15 protein-coding genes and 3 pseudogenes are annotated in these 20,009 nt (G+C 70.7%); 9 read left to right on the top strand and 9 right to left on the bottom strand.

All coding sequences use genetic code 11. The features are described from left to right. The first annotated feature begins 12 nt into the window (after window positions 1–12). Genes ABT137_RS48665 through ABT137_RS48675 form a run of 3 tightly spaced genes read left to right on the top strand, consistent with a single transcriptional unit; the run spans window position 13 to window position 3,273 of the window. Entirely contained in the window at window positions 13–390 is a 378-nt protein-coding gene (locus ABT137_RS48665; protein WP_351719996.1) for a DoxX family protein, read from the top strand. Next, the gene (locus ABT137_RS48670) at window positions 391–858 is read left to right on the top strand and encodes a peroxiredoxin (RefSeq protein WP_351719998.1); all 468 of its coding nucleotides are present in this window, start codon (window positions 391–393) and stop codon (window positions 856–858) included. Window positions 859–915: 57 nt separating this feature from the next. Then, on the top strand, window positions 916–3,273 hold the full coding sequence (locus ABT137_RS48675) for an ATP-binding SpoIIE family protein phosphatase (RefSeq protein WP_351720000.1): 2,358 nt from the start codon (window positions 916–918) through the stop codon (window positions 3,271–3,273). A 24-nt stretch (window positions 3,274–3,297) separates the two neighbouring features. Here ABT137_RS48675 and tnpA read toward each other — a convergent pair whose 3' ends face one another. Next, complete coding sequence (tnpA, locus tag ABT137_RS48680) at window positions 3,298–3,927, bottom strand: IS200/IS605 family transposase (RefSeq protein ID WP_351720002.1); 630 nt, start codon at window positions 3,925–3,927, stop codon at window positions 3,298–3,300. Here tnpA and ABT137_RS48685 point away from each other — a divergent pair. Beyond that, window positions 3,926–5,082: pseudogene (locus ABT137_RS48685) on the top strand (RNA-guided endonuclease InsQ/TnpB family protein). The gene tnpA and the pseudogene ABT137_RS48685 sit on opposite strands and share 2 nt — an antisense overlap. 57 nt (window positions 5,083–5,139) lie before the next feature. On the opposite strand, the gene ABT137_RS48690 reads toward ABT137_RS48685, so the two are convergent. The 3 genes and pseudogenes from ABT137_RS48690 to ABT137_RS48700 all read right to left on the bottom strand — a co-directional run bounded on the left by ABT137_RS48690 (window position 5,140) and on the right by ABT137_RS48700 (window position 7,078). Then, window positions 5,140–5,574: a cupin domain-containing protein gene (locus ABT137_RS48690; protein WP_351720005.1), complete on the bottom strand. Its 435-nt coding sequence runs from the start codon at window positions 5,572–5,574 to the stop codon at window positions 5,140–5,142. Between the two features lie 132 nt (window positions 5,575–5,706). Next, window positions 5,707–6,270: pseudogene (locus ABT137_RS48695) on the bottom strand (DNA polymerase ligase N-terminal domain-containing protein); the annotation flags it as partial. Beyond that, window positions 6,248–7,078 carry an aldo/keto reductase gene (locus tag ABT137_RS48700; protein WP_351720007.1) on the bottom strand — a complete coding sequence of 277 codons (831 nt, stop codon included), beginning with the start codon at window positions 7,076–7,078 and terminating at the stop codon, window positions 6,248–6,250. The pseudogene ABT137_RS48695 and the gene ABT137_RS48700, both read right to left, overlap by 23 nt. Window positions 7,079–7,350: 272 nt before the next feature. Between ABT137_RS48700 and ABT137_RS48705 the strand changes: the two genes are divergently transcribed. Further along, on the top strand, window positions 7,351–7,974 hold the full coding sequence (locus ABT137_RS48705) for a lasso peptide biosynthesis B2 protein (RefSeq protein WP_351720010.1): 624 nt from the start codon (window positions 7,351–7,353) through the stop codon (window positions 7,972–7,974). Between the two features lie 62 nt (window positions 7,975–8,036). After that, window positions 8,037–9,791 carry an asparagine synthase-related protein gene (locus ABT137_RS48710; RefSeq protein WP_351720012.1) on the top strand — a complete coding sequence of 585 codons (1,755 nt, stop codon included), beginning with the start codon at window positions 8,037–8,039 and terminating at the stop codon, window positions 9,789–9,791. On the opposite strand, the gene ABT137_RS48715 is transcribed toward ABT137_RS48710, so the two are convergent. Further along, complete coding sequence (locus ABT137_RS48715; RefSeq protein ID WP_351720014.1) at window positions 9,775–11,187, bottom strand: hypothetical protein; 1,413 nt, start codon at window positions 11,185–11,187, stop codon at window positions 9,775–9,777. The two genes, ABT137_RS48710 and ABT137_RS48715, sit on opposite strands and share 17 nt — an antisense overlap. A 96-nt stretch (window positions 11,188–11,283) precedes the next feature. Between ABT137_RS48715 and ABT137_RS48720 the strand changes: the two genes are divergently transcribed. Beyond that, window positions 11,284–12,243 (top strand): TauD/TfdA dioxygenase family protein, encoded by a 960-nt coding sequence (locus ABT137_RS48720; protein WP_351720017.1) that lies wholly within the window; start codon window positions 11,284–11,286, stop codon window positions 12,241–12,243. A 1-nt stretch (window position 12,244) separates the two neighbouring features. Here the strand turns inward: ABT137_RS48720 and ABT137_RS48725 are convergent, their stop codons facing one another. The 4 genes and pseudogenes from ABT137_RS48725 to ABT137_RS48740 form a co-directional block, all read right to left on the bottom strand. Next, entirely contained in the window at window positions 12,245–13,279 is a 1,035-nt protein-coding gene (locus tag ABT137_RS48725) for an LLM class flavin-dependent oxidoreductase (protein ID WP_351720019.1), read from the bottom strand. A gap of 99 nt (window positions 13,280–13,378) precedes the next feature. Then, window positions 13,379–14,881, bottom strand: coding sequence for a metallophosphoesterase family protein (locus tag ABT137_RS48730; protein ID WP_351720021.1), 1,503 nt, complete (start codon window positions 14,879–14,881; stop codon window positions 13,379–13,381). A gap of 391 nt (window positions 14,882–15,272) precedes the next feature. Continuing rightward, window positions 15,273–16,032 (bottom strand): annotated as a pseudogene (locus tag ABT137_RS48735) (MHYT domain-containing protein); the annotation flags it as partial. A gap of 184 nt (window positions 16,033–16,216) precedes the next feature. Continuing rightward, a complete protein-coding gene (locus tag ABT137_RS48740; protein ID WP_351720023.1) occupies window positions 16,217–16,867 on the bottom strand; it encodes an NADPH-dependent F420 reductase in 651 nt (216 codons plus the stop codon). A gap of 200 nt (window positions 16,868–17,067) precedes the next feature. Between ABT137_RS48740 and ABT137_RS48745 the strand changes: the two genes are divergently transcribed. Both ABT137_RS48745 and ABT137_RS48750 read left to right on the top strand, forming a co-directional pair. Continuing rightward, entirely contained in the window at window positions 17,068–17,511 is a 444-nt protein-coding gene (locus ABT137_RS48745; protein ID WP_351720025.1) for a GNAT family N-acetyltransferase, read from the top strand. Between the two features lie 258 nt (window positions 17,512–17,769). Then, the coding region (locus ABT137_RS48750) for a M4 family metallopeptidase (RefSeq protein ID WP_351720027.1) at window positions 17,770–20,009 on the top strand (2,240 nt) is incomplete at its 3' end.

Here is a 20,009-nt window from a genome sequence, read left to right on the forward strand (position 1 = left end):
AGAGGAGGCTTCGTGGCCCTGTCCGAACGTTCACCCCTGCTGCTCGCGGGACTGCTCGCCACCGCCGGGGTCGCCCACTTCGCGGTGCCGAAACAGTTCGACGCGACGATCCCGAAGGCGCTGCCGGGATCCCCGCGGGCATGGACGTACGGCAGCGGGGCCGTGGAGCTGGCGCTGGCGGCGGGGATCGCCCTGCCGCGTACCCGCAAGGCGGCGGCCCGGGCGGCCGCCGCCTTCTTCGTGGGCGTCTTCCCTGCCAACGTGCAGATGGCCGTCGACTGGCAGAAGCGGCCCGAGCCGCTCAGGACCGCGGCCCTTGCCCGGCTGCCGCTCCAGATCCCCCTCGTGCTGTGGGCGCGCGGGGTCGCACGCAACGAGGAGGGCCGATAGATGACGGCACCTGTCGAGGTGGGAAGCAAGGCGGAGGACTTCGCGCTGCCGGACGAGACCGGTACGACGCGGACCCTCACGGAGCTGCTGGCCGAAGGGCCCGTCGTGCTCTTCTTCTATCCCGCCGCCCTGTCCGCCGGCTGCACCGCCGAGGCCTGCCACTTCCGGGACCTCGCCGCCGAGTTCGCGGCCGTCGGCGCCCGGCCCGTCGGGATCAGCGGGGACAGCGTGGAACGCCAGCAGGAGTTCTCCGGCAAGCACACGCTCGGCATGCCGCTGCTCTCCGACGCGGACGGCGCCGTCCGGGAGCAGTTCGGCGTGAAGCGGGGCTTCTCGCTCGCCCCGACCAAGCGGGCCACCTTCGTGATCGCCCAGGACCGTACCGTCCTGGAGGTCGTCCGCAGCGAACTGCGCATGAACACCCACGCCGACCGGGCGCTGGCCGCCCTGCGCGCCCACCAGGGCTGAGCCGACGGCCCCGGTCCGCGCTTGATGCGCCGGGACATAGGTCCCATCCTGGGGCGTATGGAGCGTGTCGCTGCCGCGGCGATCATCGATGCCCTGGGCCGGGTGACAGGGTGGAGCGAGGGCGCGCGGATGCTCACCGGGCACCGGGCGGAGGAGGTCGTGGGCAAGCCCGCCACCGACCTCCTCGCCGAGCAGGTCCCCGCCGAGGCGCTGGCCGCCCGCTCCGGGACCGTCGCCCTGCGGCACGCCGACGGACGGCGCACGGAGATCGCCCTGACCGCCTGCCCCGTCCTCGGCCCCGACGGCGGGACCACCGGCTACGTGCTCACCGCCGACCCGCCCTTTCAGGCCGACCCCACCCTCGCCGGCCAGGCCTTCCAGCAGGCCTCCATGTCGATGTCGGTCTTCGACGTCAGCCAGCGCTACCTCCGCTCCAACGCCGCCGCCTGCCACGTCCTGGGCGTCCCCGAGGAGGCCCTCCTGGGCCGTTTCTTCCCGGACACCGTCGAGGAGGCCCCGCACAGCGAGGGCTTCCTGCGTCATCTGCGCCAGGTCGTCGAGACCGGCCGGCCCGTCCGCTACGAGAGCTTCACCGGTGCCCCCGTCCTGAACCGGGAGCACGCCTGGAGCATCGAGATGTGGCCGCTGCGGGACCCCGCCGGCGAACTCACCGCCGTCGCCCTCGCCGCCTTCGACAGCACGGAGCAGTACCTGGCCCGGCTCCGGCTCGCCCTCCTCAACGAGGCGGCCACCTCCATCGGCACCACCCTGGACGTGGTGCGCACCGCCGAGGAACTCGTCGAACTCCTCGTCCCCCGGTACGCCGACTTCGCCAGCGTCGACCTCCTCGACTGGGTCCTCGGCGCCGAGGAGCCGCTCACCGTGCCGGAAGGCGACATCGCGCTGCGCCGGGTCGCCCACGGCTCCGCGACCGAGGGCACCCCCGAGGCGGCCGTACGGCTGGGCGACGCCGAGGTGCACCTGGCGGCGTCACCGCCGGCGCGGGCACTGCGGGAGCGGCGGGCCGTGGTCGGCCAGGCCGGCGAGCCCGAGTTCCGCCGCTGGGTCGAGGAGCGCAACGCCCTCTCACCCGCGGGCCGGCCCTACCGCGAGGGCGTCCACTCCATGATCGCCGTACCCCTGCAGGCCCGGGGCGTCCTGCTCGGTGCCGTCGTGGGCGTGCGCATGCGCCACCCCGACGCCTACGTCATCGACGACACCGTCTTCGCCGAGGAACTCGCCAGCCGCGCCGCCGTCTGCATCGACAACGCCCGCCGCTTCGCCCGCGAGCGCTCCACCGCCCTAGCCCTCCAGCACAGCCTGCTGCCCCGCGGCCTGCCCCAGGTCGCCGTCGAGGTCGCCCACCGCTATCTGCCCTGCGGATCGCAGGCCGGCATCGGCGGCGACTGGTTCGACGTGATCCCGCTCTCCGGCAGCCGGGTCGGCCTGGTCGTCGGCGACGTCGTCGGCCACGGCATCCGCTCCTCCGCCACCATGGGCCGCCTGCGCACCGCCGTACGCACCCTCGCGGACGTGGACCTGCCCCCCGACGAACTCCTCACCCACCTGGACGACCTGGTCACCCACCTCGCCGCCGACGGCTCCGGCGAGGAGGTCGCCGAACTCGGCGCCACCTGCCTGTACGCCGTCTACGACCCCGTCTCGCGGCGGCTCAGCCTCGCCGCCGCCGGGCATCCGGCGCCCGCGGTCGTGCTGCCGGGCGGCGCGGCCGAACTGATCCCGATGACCGCGGGCCCGCCGCTCGGCGTCGGCGGTCTGCCCTTCGAGGCGACGGAGCTCGAACTGCCCGAGGGAGCCGTCGTCGCCCTCTACACGGACGGCCTGGTCGAGGACCGCGACCGGGACGTGGACCGCGCCACCGAGGAGATGTGCCGCGCCCTGAGCGCATCCGCCGACTCCCTGGAGGACCTCACCGACAACGTCCTCAAGGCCGTCATGCCGGAACAGCCGGCCGACGACGTGGCCCTGCTGCTGGCCCGCACCCGCGCGCTCGGCGCCGACCGGGTCGCCACCTGGGACGTGCCGCCCGACCCCGCCGAGGTGGCGCACTTCCGGCAGGCGGCCGTCGAGCGGCTCAGCGACTGGGGCCTGGACGAGGCCGCGTTCGTCACCGAGCTCGTCGTCAGCGAACTCGTCACCAACGCCATCCGCTACGGCGAACCGCCCATCCAGCTACGCCTGATCCGCGACCGTGCGCTCATCTGCGAGGTCTCCGACGGCAGTTCCACCTCACCGCACCTGCGCCGGGCGCACGCGTACGACGAGGGCGGCCGCGGCCTGCTCCTCGTCGCCCAGCTCACCCAGCGCTGGGGAAGCCGGCAGACGGGCAGCGGCAAGACGATCTGGGCCGAACAGCCGCTGCCCGAGGGCCCGTTGCCCGTTGCCGACGAGTGACAGGCTGCTCGGCGCTACCGGAATTCATTCGTAATACACCGGCCTTCGGGCCGGTGGTGAAGTGAATCTGGCAGTGGCGACGCGGAGCGTCGCGGGCTTTGATCCGGCGGTGCCGGACACTACGGTTCCTCGCCTGCGTCGCGGAGCGTCTCGAGGGCTTCTCACGGCCGGCCCGGGTGGCGCTCCCCCGGGCCGGTTCTGCTGTTCGATGTACTTCCTGGCCACAGCGAGCGCGGCACCGCCGGCGGTCGCGGCGAAGTAGGACCCGGACCAGGGCTTGTTGGCCCGCCAGTAGTGGCGCGCCAGGTCGGGCAACTCTCCCTCGGCCTCCGACCGGGGGTACCCCCAGGCGCAGGCGGCGGGAGGGACTCCCCTGGGGGAGCTGACCAGTTTGGTGACGGCGGCCTCGGGCGGGAAGTTCACCCGTAGGTGGATATGGTTGTCCTCGCCGTTGAACTCCACCAGCTCGCACCCGAAGTGCGTGCACACGGACCGCATGATCTTCTCCATGCGGGCGAGATGGGTACCGGTGAACACCTTGTGCCGGAACTCGGTCACCAAGACGAAGTGGACATGCCGCACACAAGTACAGTGCAGGCCAGTTCTGATCTTCTGCATCTCAGCCATAACCCACGTACGTAGGGTGACGGTCATGCAGCTTCGGTACAGCTTCCGCCTGTACCCGGACGGCATCCAACAGGCCGCGCTGGCCCGGGCGTTCGGGTGCGCCCGAGTGGTGTTCAACGACGCGGTCCGCGCCCGCGAGGACGCTCGCAAGGCCGTCCGGCCGTTCCCGACGGCCGGTGAGCTGTCCCGGACGCTGATCACTGAGGCAAAGCAGACGAAGGAGCGGTCCTGGCTGGGCGAGGTCTCCGCGGTGGTGCTCCAGCAGTCCCTGCGGGACGCCGAAACTTCAAGTCACGCAAGGACGCGCGGCAGTCGATCCGGTTCACGGCCAACGCCCGCTGGAGTATCACCGGCAGTGGCCGTCTGAACCTGCCGAAGATCGGCGCGGTGAAGGTGAAGTGGTCCCGCACCCTGCCCACCGCCCCCACCTCCGTCACCGTCATCAAGGACGCGGCAGGCAGGTATTTCGCCTCCTTCGTCATCGACACCGACCCCGCCGCCGACCAGAACCGGATGCCGGAAACCGACCGCACCATCGGCATCGATCTCGGCCTCACTTACTTCGCAGTCCTCTCCGACGGCACGAAGACCGACTCACCGCGCTTCCTTCGGCGCGCGGAGAAGAAGCTGAAGAAGGCCCAGCGGGAGCTGTCCCGCAAGCAGAAGGGATCGAAGAACCGGGCCAAGTCCCGCCACAAGGTCGCCCGCGCCCACGCCAAAGTCGCCGATGCTCGGCGTGAGTTCCACCACCAGCTCTCCACGAAGCTGATCTCCGAGAACCAAGGGATCGCCGTGGAGGCCTTGGCGGTGGCGGGATTGACCCGCACCAAGCTGGCCAAGTCCGTGCACGACGCCGGATGGGCACAGTTCGTCAGCATGCTCAGGTACAAAGCGGAACGGTACGGCCGCACTCTGATCACCATCGGCCGGTTCGAGCCGACGAGTCAGGTCTGCTCCACGTGCGGGGTCAAGGACGGACCCAAACCCCTGAACGTCCGGGAATGGACCTGTGCCGGCTGCGGTACCGTCCACGACCGGGACACCAACGCCGCGATCAACGTGAAGACGGCCGCCGGACTGGCGGTATCGGCCTGCGGAGCGCCGGTAAGACCGGGAGCGATCCCGGCACAGCGCGAAGAAACAGGAAGCCGTGGATTCCCGACCGGAAACTGTGCCGCGTAGCGGCACAGCAACCAGTCGAGAAGGCCACAATCCTCGCCCTTCAGGGAGAGGAGCATGTCAATCGAAGTCGCAGCCCGGGTTCGGCACCGACTCCGAGTACGGCGAGCCGTGCGGCAGGACGTACAGCACGTCCAGGACCAGGTCGGTGTCACCGAGGTTGGCGCCCAGATGGACGTCGCTCGGCCCGCCGGACTCGTACACCGCGCCGCCCTGCCGGTAGACGCCGTCCTCCTTGCAGTCCGAGTGGAAGTGGCTCAACGTGCCCTTCTGGACGTATCCGTAGACCGGGCCGTCGTGGTAGTGCCAACCGGTCGTCTGGCCCGGCGGGACGGTGATCTCCCGCAGGACGTAGTCGGTGTCCCCGACGGTGGTCTGGCTGATCACCCTGCCGGTCACGCCCGGTCCGGCGGGGGTGGCATGGGCGGTGCCGCAGGTCAGCAGAGTGCCGGCGGCCACCGCCCCGGCCATGGCGGTACGGAGCGCGGTACGCATGTGTGGGGGCCTCCTGAACCGAAGATCGAGTACCTTCGTGAACATAGGCCCCCGCACGGCCGGGCGGGGCAGGAACGGTTCAATCCGCGTACGCGCAGCAGGCGTTGCCGCTCATCCGGCGGACACCGCCCGTCACGCCTCGCCCGCGTCCGCCGCGACCTGGGCGAGGGCGCGGCCGGAGCGCACCGAACGGGCCCGCCGCGGGTCGGGCGTGCCGTGCCCGTCCGGGCGCGCGGCGCCCTTCTTCACCAGCAGCCAGGCGTCCTCGCCGGCGCGGCCCCGGAACCGGGTCAGGGCGTACTCGCCGTGCAGCTTGGAGCCGTGCAGCCGGAAGGTGGCGTGCCCGCGCTCCAGCGATTCCCCGAAGCCGACCGGGCGCCCTCTGCGGTCGTGGCTGAGCGGCTCGTACCAGCCGTGGTCCCAGACGATCACGGTGCCACCGCCGTACTCGCCCTTCGGGATCACGCCCTCGAAGTCCTCGTACGCCGGCGGATGGTCCTCGGTGGGCACGGCCAGCCGCTTGTCCCCGGGGCCGGCGGACGGGCCCTTCGGGATCGACCAGGACTTCAGGACGTCGTCGACCTGCAGCCGGAAGTCGAAGTGCATCCGGCGCGCGTCATGGCCTGCTGTCCGGTCCCGTCCAGTTCGGCGACCGGGTCCCCGGGCGGGCGGCTCAGAACTCCTCGTGGCGGTCCGGGTCGCCGCCGAGCCGCCGGTGGGACCGCTCGGAGACGGCCGCCATCTGGGCGGCGTCCAGTTCGAAGCCGAACAGGTCCAGGTTGGCCCGCTGCCGCTCGGCGTCCGCCGACTTCGGAATGGGCAGGGCACCCAGCTGGACGTGCCAGCGCAGCACCGCCTGGGCGGGCGTCACCCCGTGCGCCTCCGCGACGGCGACGACCGCCGGGTCGTCGAGGAGCCGGACGTCCCGGCCGAGCGGGCTCCAGCTCTCGGTGACGATGCCCTTCTCCGCGTGGAAGGCCCGCAGCCCGTCCTGCGGGAACAGCGGGTGCAGCTCCACCTGGTTCACCGAGGGCAGCACCCCGGTCTCCTTCTCCAGCCGGGTGAGGTGCTCCTCGGTGAAGTTGGAGACGCCGATCGAGCGCACCAGACCGTCCTCGCGCAGCCTGATCATCGCCTTCCACGAGTCGACGTACTTGCCGACCCTGGGGTTGGGCCAGTGGATCAGATACAGGTCCACGTACTCCAGGCCCAGCCGCTGCCGGGACTCCTCGAAGGAGGCGAGGGTCTCCTCGTAGCCGTGGTGGCGGCCCGGCAGCTTCGTCGTCACCACCACCTCCGCACGGGGCACGCCGCTGCTCGCCACACCCCGGCCGACCCCGGACTCGTTGCGGTAGTTCACGGCCGTGTCCACGAGCTGGTAACCCAGCTCAAGCCCGTGGCGAACGGCCTGCTCGGCCTGCGTGTCGTCCATCGGCCAGGTGCCCAGGCCGGTGGCGGGGATCGCCGTACCGTCGTTGAGCGTGTATGCCGGAATGCTTGTCACGATGGGACCTTTCCTCGACTGTGTCGTCCCTCCAGCGTCACGGATCGAGGGAGCGGTTGCGAGGCGTTCGGGGCGGAGTAGCCTGGACATGATCGACACCGACCCGGCACTGGAGGTGGGCGATGTTCATCCGAATGCTGCGGCGCCGACTGCCGCGTGGCCTTGTCCTTCTCGGCAACGGCCGTCTCATCCGGGGTTTCAGCGGCGGCGACTACGACGGTCACGGATACCAGTCCTGACCCGCCCGCACCCCTGGAACGGGAGGAGGCGCGGTGGCTGAGGACACCGATGCCCTCGTGGCCATGACGCACATCCTTTCACCCCACTGCCGTGTCACCAGGTTGTCCGGCGGAGCCCTCATCGCCGACTGGCGGCGCACGCGTTTTCTCGGCATGACGACCGCCGACGTGCGGAAGTTCGTCGGCGGCACCTCCGAGGAACGGGCGGAACTCGTCACTGGACTCGTCCGAGCCGGATGCGCGACGGCCCGACGAAAGGCCTGCACGGACGCCGAGGTCGGGCTCTGGCTTCGCGGTGTACATCTCCTGATCCGTGCCATGGGTTTCGGACGCGTACTTCGGCTGCTGCCCCTGATCGCCCCTGGCTACGCCCGCGCGGACGCCCCTTCCCCGCAGGACGTGGCACGGCTGAAACGAGCGGTCCAAGCACACGGCCGCAGAAGCTGGTTCGTCGACGACGACTGCAAGGCCGAGGCCGTGACGGCGTTCGTCCTCCTGCGGCGGTGCGGCTTCGAGGCCACGCTGCACGTCGGGGTGCGTGAGCACCCGTTCGCCCTGCACGCCTGGACGTCAGCGGCCGGGCTGTGCGTTCCCGCCGCCGACCCGCGAGGGCACGCATTCACGCCCGTTCTCTCGATCGGCTGCGGAAGCGAGTGACATTGGAAGCGCTCCGACTCGAATGGTCCGGCGGTGCGGCGAAGTTGTGGACCGCCGGGGCGATGGCTCGGCAGGGACTCGTCACGACGGTCTCCTCACCGGCCGGCACCGCGGCGGTCGTCGGCTGGGCCGACTCGGTCCATGACCGCCTGGCGGGCGCTGGTGCCCTCCTCGACGCCTTCGACCGTCCGGGAGCCGAACCACCGCTGCCGGCCGGTGACTTCGCGGCCGTCCTGGTGTATCGGGACCGCGTGCTGCTGATGCGGGACGCGCAGGCACGCATCCCGCTGTTCTTCCGAGAGTCCGGCGGCCGCGTGAGCGCCGTGAGCACCTCGGCACGCAGCCTGGGTCGCGCCGCGGAGCTGGAACGCCGTTACTTCTGCCGCTACCTGACCGGGAACATGGCCCAACAGCACGCGGAACTGAGCCCGTTCGCCGGGGTGCACCGTGTCCTCGGCGGCGAAGTGGTGGAACTCTCGGGCACCGGGAGGCTGCGCGGCCGGACGGTGCTGCGGGCCCGTCGGGCCGGCCTGCCGCCGGCACCGCCCGCAGACGGCCCCGGCGCGGCCGGGCAGGATCTGCGCCGAGCCCTGGAGCAGGCGGTCGCGCGCCGCCTCGGCAGGACGACCGCGTGCCACGTCTCCGGCGGCACCGACTCCACCAGCGTCGCGTTGCTCGCGGCGCGTCTGCTCGCCGAGGGTGACGCCCCCGACGCGGACCTGATCCTGCTCGCCGGGCGCTTCGCCGGGGGAGAACTGGCCGGGGAGCGGCCGTACCTCGAGGAGGCCGTCGACGCGGTCCGCCGGCTTGCGCCGGCGGCCCGGCCGGTGATCGTCGAGGCTGACGACGTGGCCGACTTCGACGACTTCGAGCACCACGCGGGAGACTCGGACGAGCCGCACGCCCACGCCTTCCGCGCCCCGTTCTGGAGCAGGCTGCACGCCGTCGCGGCGGAGCTGGGCTGCGACATCCTTCTCACCGGTTGCGGGGCCGATCCGGTCGTCGACTCCAACCCCCTGCATCTGCACCGGCTGGCCCGCTCCGGAAGGCTCCGGGAGCTGACCAGGCAGGCACGTGCCCACGCCGCAACCAGTGAACGGGGAATCCGTGAGATCGTCGGCACCCACGTGGTGCGGCCGGCGCTTCCGCTGGCGGCCGAACGGTTCGCGAGGCTCGTCCATCGCGGAACAGTACTCGGGGGCCTCGGCAACTTCACCCGCCCGCCCTGGCTGCGACCCGGCTTCGCGCGGGCTCACGGCTACCGCGCGGCCAGCATCGCCGAGAGCCGCTTCGTGTTCGGGAGCAGGCCGGAACAATCGCTCTACGACGCGGCCAACTACCTTGCCGCTCCCGACCCGTTGTCCTGGCGCTACGCACAGCAGAACGGGTTCTTCCTCTCGCACCCCTTCCTCGACCCGGAGGTGATCGCGACGATGCGGCACCTTCCCGCCGAAGCCACGATGCGAGCGGGCCGTTCGAAGGCGGTGCTGCGCGCGGCCATGGCGGATCTGCTCCCGCCCGGGATACACGGCCGAACGGCCAAGATCCCCTTCAACGACCTCTACGTCCGTGGTCTGCGGGCACACGGCGACGAACTCATCGACCTCTGCCGCTCCGCACGGCATCCCCTCATAGCGGAGATGTTCGACATCGACACGCTGTGCCGGGCGGTGCGGGAGGCGCAGTGGGGGATGGGCGACTCGTACGCCTGGGACCGTGTGAACTGCTCGCTTGCGCTGGTGGTGTGGCTGGAGCGGCTGTCAGAGGAGCGTGCACCGGCAGCGGGGGCGACGGTGCCGGTCATTGTTTGTGCTTGATGTCCCAAAGGATTCGTTCGACTGGGCCCGTCTCGACGATGCGGACGCCGTACCGGTCTTCCGTCGATTTCTTGGGCTCATCCTTACCGTCTTCGGTTCCGATGGTTTCGATGATGCTTGAGCCGTGGGCGTCGAACCTCCAATAGACAGTGACGTATCGGGGGTCCCGTGTATTCTCGTCAATCGCATTGTTCTCGTGAAGCCTGCTCTGGTAGGCGATGTAGTCGTACCCCTGTAGCCGCTTCACCCTTTGGGATAGCTTTTCGCTGTGCCAGCTGTAACCCTGGAAATCTAGATTTTGCAAGGACACGCGGTCCTTGCGTGTGAGGTGGGCGCTGGCGTAAAAAGCCACTTGGTCGTACGACGTGTTCATGGGCAGTTGCACGACGACGCGGGCGGCCACGGTGTCGTTTGCGGCGATCGACGTTCCGTATGGCATCCACGGTTGAGCCTGCACCAACTCGCCCGGCTGGTGAATCTCTCTGCGTGACAGTGGGTGTGTGCCCTCAAAAGACTTCCACTGCTCGGCATCCGATCGCCACTGCTGGAGAAGCAAGTCTTTCGGGCTCATGCTTACCCGCTGTGCCATGGTGTGAAATTCCGTGCCGAGCACGTCGAAACTCTTGTCGCTGTGGTTTTCAAGGGTGATGTCGACCGGTACGGAGAATTCCTTTCGATCCGGACTCGTCACTGGATCCCCCGGAGTCAGTTTGATGACGGGCCTGACCTCGCGCTGGGACGGCAGGTAGAGATTCTGATAGCCGAAATTTCCTACCGCAATGACGATGGTGGCGAGCAGTGCCGTGGCTACCCGCTTCGGAGTGGGAATCGTGGTCAGCGTCCGCCACAAGACGATGACGGTCCATGCCGAACCCAACATGAGGGTGCCGAACAGCACCTTCCAACGGTTCGAGTCGGCGTTGGCCAGCAGTTCAAAAAAGAGCGTCAGGTTGGCCAGGAGAGCCAGGAACGCGCCGAGCAGGGCCACCAAGCCGGAGTTGGGGAAAGTCTGAAACAGCCAGTGGTCCACGAGCGCGGCGGTGCCCAGGAACGCGGTGAAGGCGACGGCGACGAGCACCGCACCAGTGAGGCGACCGGGAAAGGTGAAGGCGCTGGTCAGGTCCCCGATACCGAAATAGCCCAGGGCTGCGGTCGTCAGCACGAGGACCAGCAGGCCCGACACCAGGCACACGCGTGACCGTCCGTTGTGCGTCAGAGCCCGTTGCGCCCGCTCGCGCGTGGCGTCCCGCGAGTTCTTTCGAAGACTCACGCGGCCACCTGCCATGCCGTGTAAACGGTTTTCACGGGTGCCTCCTTCACGGACCACGGCAGATCGAGGTGCCTGCCACCAGGGGAGTTCGTGATCATCGTCTGTGGAGATCCGCCCGATCGCCATCCGCGTGCCTCCGGATGCAGGAGTGCCGGGTGCATCACCGCGTCCCGAGCCGGGGTACCTCTCCAGAGGCCGGTACCGACGACCAGCGGAGCGCACATGACGACGGAAAGCAGCACGGGGAACCAGGCGGTCGAGGTGCACCCCGTCGCCGGGCACATCGGGGCCGAGATCACCGGGGTCGACCTCACCGCGGAACTCGACGACACAGTGGTCGCCCTGATCCGGGAGGCCGTGCTGCGCTGGAAGGTCGTCTTCTTCCGGGACCAGCGGCTCGACCACGCCGGGCACGTCGCCTTCGCCCGCCGCTTCGGCGAACCGGTGGTGCTCGGCCGGCGCGGCAGCGCCTCACCGGCGGGCTTCCCCGAGGTGGAGACCACCGCCGACCGGCTGGAGCTCGGCGGCCGGTTCGGGATGGCGCACGAGGAGTGGCTCCAGCGGCGCCGGCACACCCTGCTGCGCGGCTGGCACTGCGACCACGGCGCCCGCATCGACCCGCCCGCCGCGACCGTCCTGCGCGCCGAGACCGTCCCGCCGTACGGCGGCGACACCACCTGGGCCAACCTGGCCGCCGCCTACGCCGGGCTCTCGGCGCCCGTGCGAGCCTTCGTCGACGGCCTGCGCGCCGAGCACCGCCTCGGCGTCGGCTACCAGCCCCGCCCCGGTGATGACACATACCTGCGCCACCTCCTTGACCACCAGGTGGCCTCGGTGCACCCGCTGGTACGGGTCCACCCGGAGAGCGGGGAGCGGGTGCTGTACGTCAACGGCTACTACGTCGAGCAGATCGCCGACGTCTCCCGCCCGGAGAGCGCCGCACTCCTGGAGATGCTGCTCGAACAGGCCGTACGGCCCGAGTACACGGTCCGCTTCCGCTGGGAGCCCGGCAGCGTCGCCTTCTGGGACAACAGGGCCACCATCCACCTCGCGCCGAGCGACAACGCCCACCTCGGCCACCCCCGCGTCATGCACCGGGTGATGCTGCACGGCGAGGTGCCGGTCGGGGTGGACGGCAAGCCGTCGGAGCCGGTGACCGGCACGGAGGTGCGCCGCTGGTGACTCAGGCGGTGGTCGCCGGGCGCCGGCCGAGCGCCGGGCCCAGGCGGGTCGCCATGTCGGTGAGGATCTGGACGTAGTCCTCGTGCTCGAACGTGAACGGCAGGGCGAAGGCCACCTCGTCGACCTCGCGGAAGGCGGCGTGAGCGTGCAGCTGCTCGACGATCTCCGCCGAGGTGCCGACGATGTCCGGCGCGAAGAGCAGCCGCCCGGGACCCTGCGGGGCCGTGGTGCGGGGCAGGCGCTTGGCCGCGTACGCCTCGTACTTGGCGCGCTGCTCGGGGGTGGCGGAGTCGGTGGGGATGACGACCAGGCCCTGGGAGACCCGGGCCGCCTCGCCGTCCGGGTGATGGGCGCGGAACTCGCGGATGTGCGAGAGCTGGATCTCGGCGAAGTCGTACGCGTCCGCCGGGTCTCCGGCCCGTACGACGCTGCTGGTCAGGAAGTTCATGCCGTGCTCGCCCGCCCAGCGCGCCGAGCCGAGACTGCCGCCGCCGTACCAGAGCCGCCGTCCGAGCCCGGCGGAGTGCGGCTGGACGACGTCGGAGAACACCTCGAAGCCCTCCACCCCGCTGAAGTCGGTGGCCGGCTTGCCCCGGACGAAGTCCAGCAGCCGCCGCACCCGCTCGTAGCTGAAGTCCTCGACATCCGCCGTGTCCGGGTAGAGGGCCTCCCTGACCTGCTCGTAGTGCATGGGCGGGCCCACACTCACCCCGGGGTTGAGGCGGCCGCCGGAGAGGATGTCGACGGTCGCCAGGTCCTCGGCGAGCCGTAGCGGGTTCTCCCAGCCCAGCGGGATCACCGCGGTGCCCAGTTCGATCCGGCTGGTGCGCTGCGAGGCCGCCGCGAGGACGGCGACCGGTGACGATATGCCGTACTGGAGGTGCCGGTGGCGCACCCACGCGCTGTCGAAGCCCAGCCGCTCGCCCAGCTCGATGATCTCCAGCGTGGACTCGTGCCCCCGGCCCGGATCCGCGCCGTCGAACAGGCCGATGGTGAGGAAGCCCAGTCTGCGCAGGGGGCGGGGGGTGGACGGCACGGGTCCTCCAGCGGTCGTACGTCAGTTCTGCCCCGATTGTGGCACCCGAACATTGCGGGAGTGTGATCAGCTCCGGATCGCCTCCGGATCGGCTCCGGTTCAGGTCAGGGGGATGACGATCTCGTCCTCGACCGGCGGGTCCAGCTCCTGCGGGCGGTTCCCGGTGGCGGCGAAGCAGCGCAGCCGTACCGCCTCCGGGCCGACGTCGAGGCGCAGGAAGCACTTGAAGAAGGGCGGGCTGTAGGTGGCCGAGCCGGGGGAGAACAGCTGGGTGTAGATCTTCTTCACGGGCAGCCGGAAGCGCGGGCCGCGGTCCGGGCGGCTGCCGGCCCCGAGCAGGGACGCGACCAGGCGGGTGCGGCGGGTGACCCGGGTGTCCGCGGCGGGCGTGCGGCCGGGCCTGATGCCGAGGCGCTCGGCGATCACGGCCGTCGCCTCCGCCTCGGTGAGGGTGAAGAAGCGGCGGAGCCGCAGCCGGCGGCCGTACAGCCGGCTGTAGAAGGCGAGGGAGTCGCCGCGCAACGGGTAGCAGCGGAAGTCGTCCTCGGTGACGTTCGCGATCGACACCGGCGGGATGGTGTGGGTGGCGTGCATGAAGGCACCGCCGCCGCCCGCCACCACGTACTGGATGGTGCGCCCGGCCACGTCGACGGGATAGCGCTGGTAGTTGTGGATGTCACCGCCGATCGCCGCCACATAGTGATGGGCCGGGTCGCGGACGATGTCGTCGACCGTGCCGCCGCCCTCGATCGCGCACGGGTGGTGCTCGCCGTCCACGTACAGCGGGGAGCCGGTGACGAGGATCTTCGGACGCGGCCCCCGGGACACCTCCCGCAGCCAGGCGCCCTGTTCGGCGTCGATGGTGCCGAGCAGGCCGGTGTCGATGCCGACGATCCGGACCGGCCCGGCGTCGATGGCCCAGTACGGTCCCGGCTGGACGGCCGTCTGCTCCTGCCTCGGCCGCAACTTCCGGGCGTCCGTGAGGAGTTGCTCGTCCGCCGAACGCGGGTGGTGCCACAGCAGGGCGCGCCACCACGCGCGGGTGAGCGGGCGCGGCCTCGGTTCGTCCGGGAGCGCCGGGGCGTCGTCGCAGAAGACGCGCATGAACGCGCCGAGGTCCTCGTACCAGTCGTGGTTGCCGGGTATCGCGTAGATCGGCGCCGGATAGTCCCGGTACGGGCGGAAGAACTTGGTGCCGTAGTCGTCGGTGGTGCCGACCGGATAGATGACGTCGCTCGCGATCACCGCGAAGTCGGTGTCCTGACTCGCCTTCAGGAACCCCGGCACGACGGCGTACTGGGAGTCGTCGCCCTCGCCGGTGTCGCCGATCACCATGAACGAGAACCGGTCCGCCTCATGGCGCCGGATCACCTTGTCGGCGGGCGCCCCGGCGGCCGCCTGCTGCGCCACCCAGCGGCTGCGGGTACGGCCGGTCGGGTCGCCGAACCAGGACGCCAGCACCCCGTTGCGGGCGGCCCACATGGTCCTGGGGTTGAACCAGAACAGCTTCTCGACATGGTCGGGCATCAGTTGGCGGTAGGCGCCGCGCTCGGCCTCGCCCCAGCCGGCGCCTTCTGCGGTTTCGCGTGAGGAGTCAGACACGCGGGAACGGTACAACGATCAACGGGTGGTCGCGGGACGGGGGTTCGGGCCGGACCCGGTCACCATTCGTACGGGTTCGAGGGGGCCCGGTACGGTTCCTGCGGACCGGGCGCCGGGTGGTCGGGGCCGCCGAACCGGCCGGTACCGCCCGGCGTGGGCCGGGCGGGGGTGCCGAACCGGCCGGGGCCGCCGGGTGCCGGGCGGCCCGGGGTGCCGTACCGGTCCGTGCCGGACGGTGCGGGGTGCGTCGCCGTGGCCTGCGGGCCCGCGCCGCCGGGTGCCGGGCGCGGCGAGCGGCCGTCGCGGCTCCGGAGTGTGCGCGCGCTGCGCCGGCCCGGCGGACGCGAGTGCGCCGCCCTTGCGGACGCCGTCGCCGGATCGTTCGCCCCGGCCGCCTGCCGGTCCCAGTCCCCTTCGCCCAGGACCAGCAGCGGGTCGAACATCACCACCACCCCGGCCAGCAGCAGGAACACGACCGGGCCGAGCAGCATGGGCAGCAGCAGCGAGGTCGGTGACGCGCTCGACCAGGAGGTGGCGGACGCCGGGTGCACATCGACGCTCACCGCCGCCATGGCGGTGTAGTGCATGCCGGACACCGCGAGGCCCATCACCAGGCTCGCGCCCAGACTCGCGGTGAAGCCCCGCACCGACACGGCCGCCCACAGCGCGGCCGTCGCCGCGGCGATCGCGATCAGCACGGAGAGGCCGACCGTCACCCGGTCGTAGTGAATCGTTCCGTCAAGGCGGAGCGCGGCCATGCCCAGGTAGTGCATGGCGGCCACGCCGAGACCGGTGATCACGCCCGCCGTCCAGAGCGTCCCCGTGGTCACGCCCCGGTAGCCGACCGCGAAGACGCCGATACCGACCACCAGGATCGCCACCGCCAGACTGAGCAGGGTCAGCCCCACGTCGTAGTGGATCGTGGTCTCCTGGACATGGAAGCCGATCATCGCGATGAAGTGCATCGTCCAGATGCCGCAGCCGATCGAGGCCGCCCCCAGGGCGAGCCAGCCGGGCCGCCACGACTCCCCGTGGTGGTACAGCGACCTGACGATGCAGCGAAGCCCCAGCGCCCCGCCCAGACAGGCCATCAGATAAGCCGCGACCGGAGTCACCGCGCCGTAGTGTAAACCGTCCGTCGTGCCGTGCATGCGTGCAACTCCCCCCAGAGTCACGGCTGTTGTGGGGGAAGGTACTACGCGCCGGGGGCGTGCGCCGGGGCGTTCACCGGGACTTCAGCTGCCCCTCGGGAACCACGGACCGCCACAGCTGCCGCACGCGCGGTTTCCAGCCAGGGCGCAGGGGGGCTCAGGGAGCTCAGGGAGCTCAGGGAGCTCAGGGCGCGACGATCTTGATCGCGCTCATCCAGCCGTGCCCCTCGGGCCGCGTCTGCAGGGCCATGTGCAACAGCTGGATGCCCTCCAGCTCCCGGGCGTGGCGCAGTCCGCCGACGACCACCGGGTTGAGCCCGCCGGAGGTGACCAGTTCGGCCACCTGGTCGCGGGCCGCCGCGTCGTCGCCTGCGATGAACACGTCCAGCGGCAGCCCGCCCACCTCGCCCGCGACCAGCGAGCCCGCGAACGTCGTGTTGAAGGCCTTCACCATGTGTGTGCCCGGCGCGGCGGCCTCGGCCAGCTGCTGGGCGCCGGAGCTGTCCGGTGGCACCGTGAGCGAGTCGAAGGTCGAGAAGTCCACCGGGTTGGAGATGTCGACGACGGTCTTCCCGGCGAGCTGGTCCCCGTACTCGGTCACGACCTGCTTGGCCGCGTCGAACGGCACGGCCAGCACCACCACGTCCGCCGACCCGACCGCGTCCGGCACGGCGGGCGCCACGTCCGCCCCCGGCGTCCGCTCGCCCAGGGCGTCGGCGAGCGTCGCGGCCTTGGCCGGATCCGTGCCGACCAACCGGACCGTGTGCCCGCCCGCCAGGGCCCGGGTGGCGATACCGCCCGCCATGTTGCCTGTGCCGACGATGAAGACCCGCATGCGTGAGCCCCTTCCGTGGGGTGGGAGCTGCCGACGGTCGGTCGGGGGTGCGAGGCTGTTGTATTCGTTCTGAATCATGATAAATCGGTCGGCTTGGCCTGGCTCGGGCTGGTGCTCGAACCCGGGCGTGCCCGTCGACGGTCCGTCGGCCGCACCGGGTTCCTCGCCCCGCTCCCGCCGCGGCGGATAGCGTGTCGATCATGGCGGACTGGAAGATCCGGCCGGCGTCGGACGCGGACGTCGAGGCGGTGGCCGAACTGCGTGCCGTCGTCATGCGGGACGACCTGGAGCGGCTCGGTCGGTACGACGAGCGGCGGGTGCGGCAGCGGCTGCGGGACGGGTTCGACGCGGCCCACACCTGGGTGATCGAGACGGCCGGCGCCTTCGCCGGCTGTGTGGCGCTGCGGCCGGCCGGTGACACCCGCTGGCTGGAACACTTCTATCTGGCCCCGCACGCGCAGGGCGGGGGCATCGGCTCGGCCGTGCTGCGCGAGGTGCTGGAGCGGTGCGACCGCGACGGCGTCCCGGTACGGCTGAACGTCCTGCAGGGCAGCGCGGCCCGGCGGCTGTACGAGCGCCATGGGTTCCGGGTCGAGAGCGAGGACCAGGTGGACGTGTTCATGGTGCGTCTGCCGTCCCCGTGAGCGCCGCATCGTCGCGACCGCCCCACCGTGCATAGGGAAAACCCTCGAACGACCTCGACGTGGCTGACATGCGCGGGTCAAATCTGGAATCCTCGCTCAGCACACGCTTTCTCCCTGGCGTGTCCACGGATCGCGGACCACGCACCCCGGTCCCTGGATCCCGGTTCCCGCACAGCTCAGCTCGTCCCGGACAGCACATCCCCGTCTGCCCGGTCTGTCACCGGCCGCGACCCGGCGGCCGCAGCAGGAGGAGTACGAGTGAGACGTCTTCCCCACAGACGGGCCACGGTAGGAGCCGCCCTGGTCTCCACCGCGGCCTTCCTCGCCGTCGGCATCCAGTCGGTCCCGGCGAACGCCCAGCCCGCCACACCCCACCCCACCCCCGTGCGCACCGGCGGCCTGGAGGCCAAGCTCACCCCCGCCCAGCACACCGCGCTGCTCAAGAGCGCCCAGCAGAAGACCGCCGCGACCGCCCGCACCATCGGCCTCGGCGCCAAGGAGAAGCTGGTCGTCAAGGACGTCGTCAAGGACAACGACGGCACCGTGCACACCCGTTACGAGCGCACCTACGCCGGTCTGCCGGTCCTCGGCGGCGACCTGGTCGTGCACACCCCGCCCGCCTCCCTCGCGGCCGGCACGGTCAGCACCACCTTCAACAACAAGCGCACCATCACGGTGCCCACGGTCAGCGCGGCCTACAGCAAGACCGCCGCCCAGACCAAGGCGCTCAAGGCGGCCAAGGCCCTCGACGCGCAGAAGCCCGTCGCCGACAGCGCCCGCAAGGTGATCTGGGCCGGCAACGGCACCCCGAAGCTCGCCTGGGAGACCGTGATCGGCGGCTTCCAGGACGACGGCACGCCCAGCAAGCTGCACGTCGTCACGGACGCCACCACCGGCAAGGAGCTCTACCGCTACCAGGCCGTCCAGACGGGCACGGGCAACACCCAGTACAGCGGCACGGTCACCCTGAACACCACACTGTCGGGTTCGACGTACCAGCTGTACGACACCACGCGCGGCGGCCACAAGACGTACAGCCTCAACAACGGCACGTCGGGCACCGGCACCCTGATGACCGACACCGACGACGTCTGGGGCACCGGATCCGGCTCCAACACCCAGACCGCCGGCGCCGACGCCGCCTACGGCGCCCAGATGACCTGGGACTTCTACAAGAACACCTTCGGCCGCAGCGGCATCAAGAACGACGGTGTCGCCGCCTACAGCCGCGTCCACTACAGCACGGCGTACGTCAACGCCTTCTGGGACGACGACTGCTTCTGCATGACCTACGGCGACGGTACGAGCAGCACCCACGCCCTCACCTCGCTCGACGTCGCGGGCCACGAGATGAGCCACGGCGTCACCTCGAACACCGCCGGGCTCAACTACACCGGTGAGTCCGGCGGGTTGAACGAGGCGACCTCCGACATCTTCGGCACCGGGGTGGAGTTCTACGCCAACAACTCCTCCGACGTCGGCGACTACCTCATCGGCGAGAAGATCGACATCAACGGCGACGGCTCGCCGCTGCGGTACATGGACGAGCCGGACAAGGACGGTTCGTCGGCCGACAGTTGGTACTCCGGGGTCGGCAACCTGGACGTGCACTACTCCTCGGGCCCCGCGAACCACATGTTCTACCTGCTGTCCGAGGGCAGCGGCAGCAAGACCATCAACGGCGTCACGTACAACAGCCCGACCTCCGACGGCGTCGCCGTCGCCGGCATCGGCCGGGCCGCGGCCCTGCAGATCTGGTACAAGGCGCTGACGACGTACATGACGTCGAGCACCAACTACTCCGCCGCCCGCACCGCCGCCCTGAACGCGGCCGCGGCGCTGTACGGCACCAGTTCCACCCAGTACGCGGGCGTCGGCAACGCGTTCGCCGGCATCAACGTCGGCAGCCACATCACCGTGCCCACCTCGGGCGTCACGGTCACCAACCCCGGCAGCCAGTCCTCGACCGTCGGCACCGCGGTGAGCCTGCAGATATCGGCGAGCAGCACCAACAGCGGCTCGCTGACCTACGCGGCGACCGGCCTGCCCACCGGCCTGTCGATCAGCAGCTCGACCGGCGCCATCACCGGCACACCCACGACGGCCGGCACCTACAGCACCACCGTCACGGTGACCGACTCGACGGGTGCCACCGGCACGGCCTCCTTCACCTGGACCGTGAGCTCCAGCGGCGGCGGGGGCACCTGCACCTCGTCCCAGCTGCTCGGCAACCCGGGCTTCGAGTCGGGCAACACGACCTGGACCGCGACCAGCGGTGTCATCACCACTGACAGCGGCGAGGCGGCCCGTACCGGTTCCTACAAGGCGTGGCTCGACGGCTACGGATCGACCCACACCGACACGCTGTCCCAGTCGGTGACCATCCCGTCCGGCTGCACCGCCACCACGTTCACCTTCTACCTGCACGTCGACACGGCCGAGACCACCACCAGCACCCAGTACGACAAGCTGACGGTCACCGCCGGTTCGACCACCCT

This window comes from Streptomyces sp. NPDC001980 (genome assembly GCF_040296885.1).
Lineage (GTDB): Bacteria > Actinomycetota > Actinomycetes > Streptomycetales > Streptomycetaceae > Streptomyces.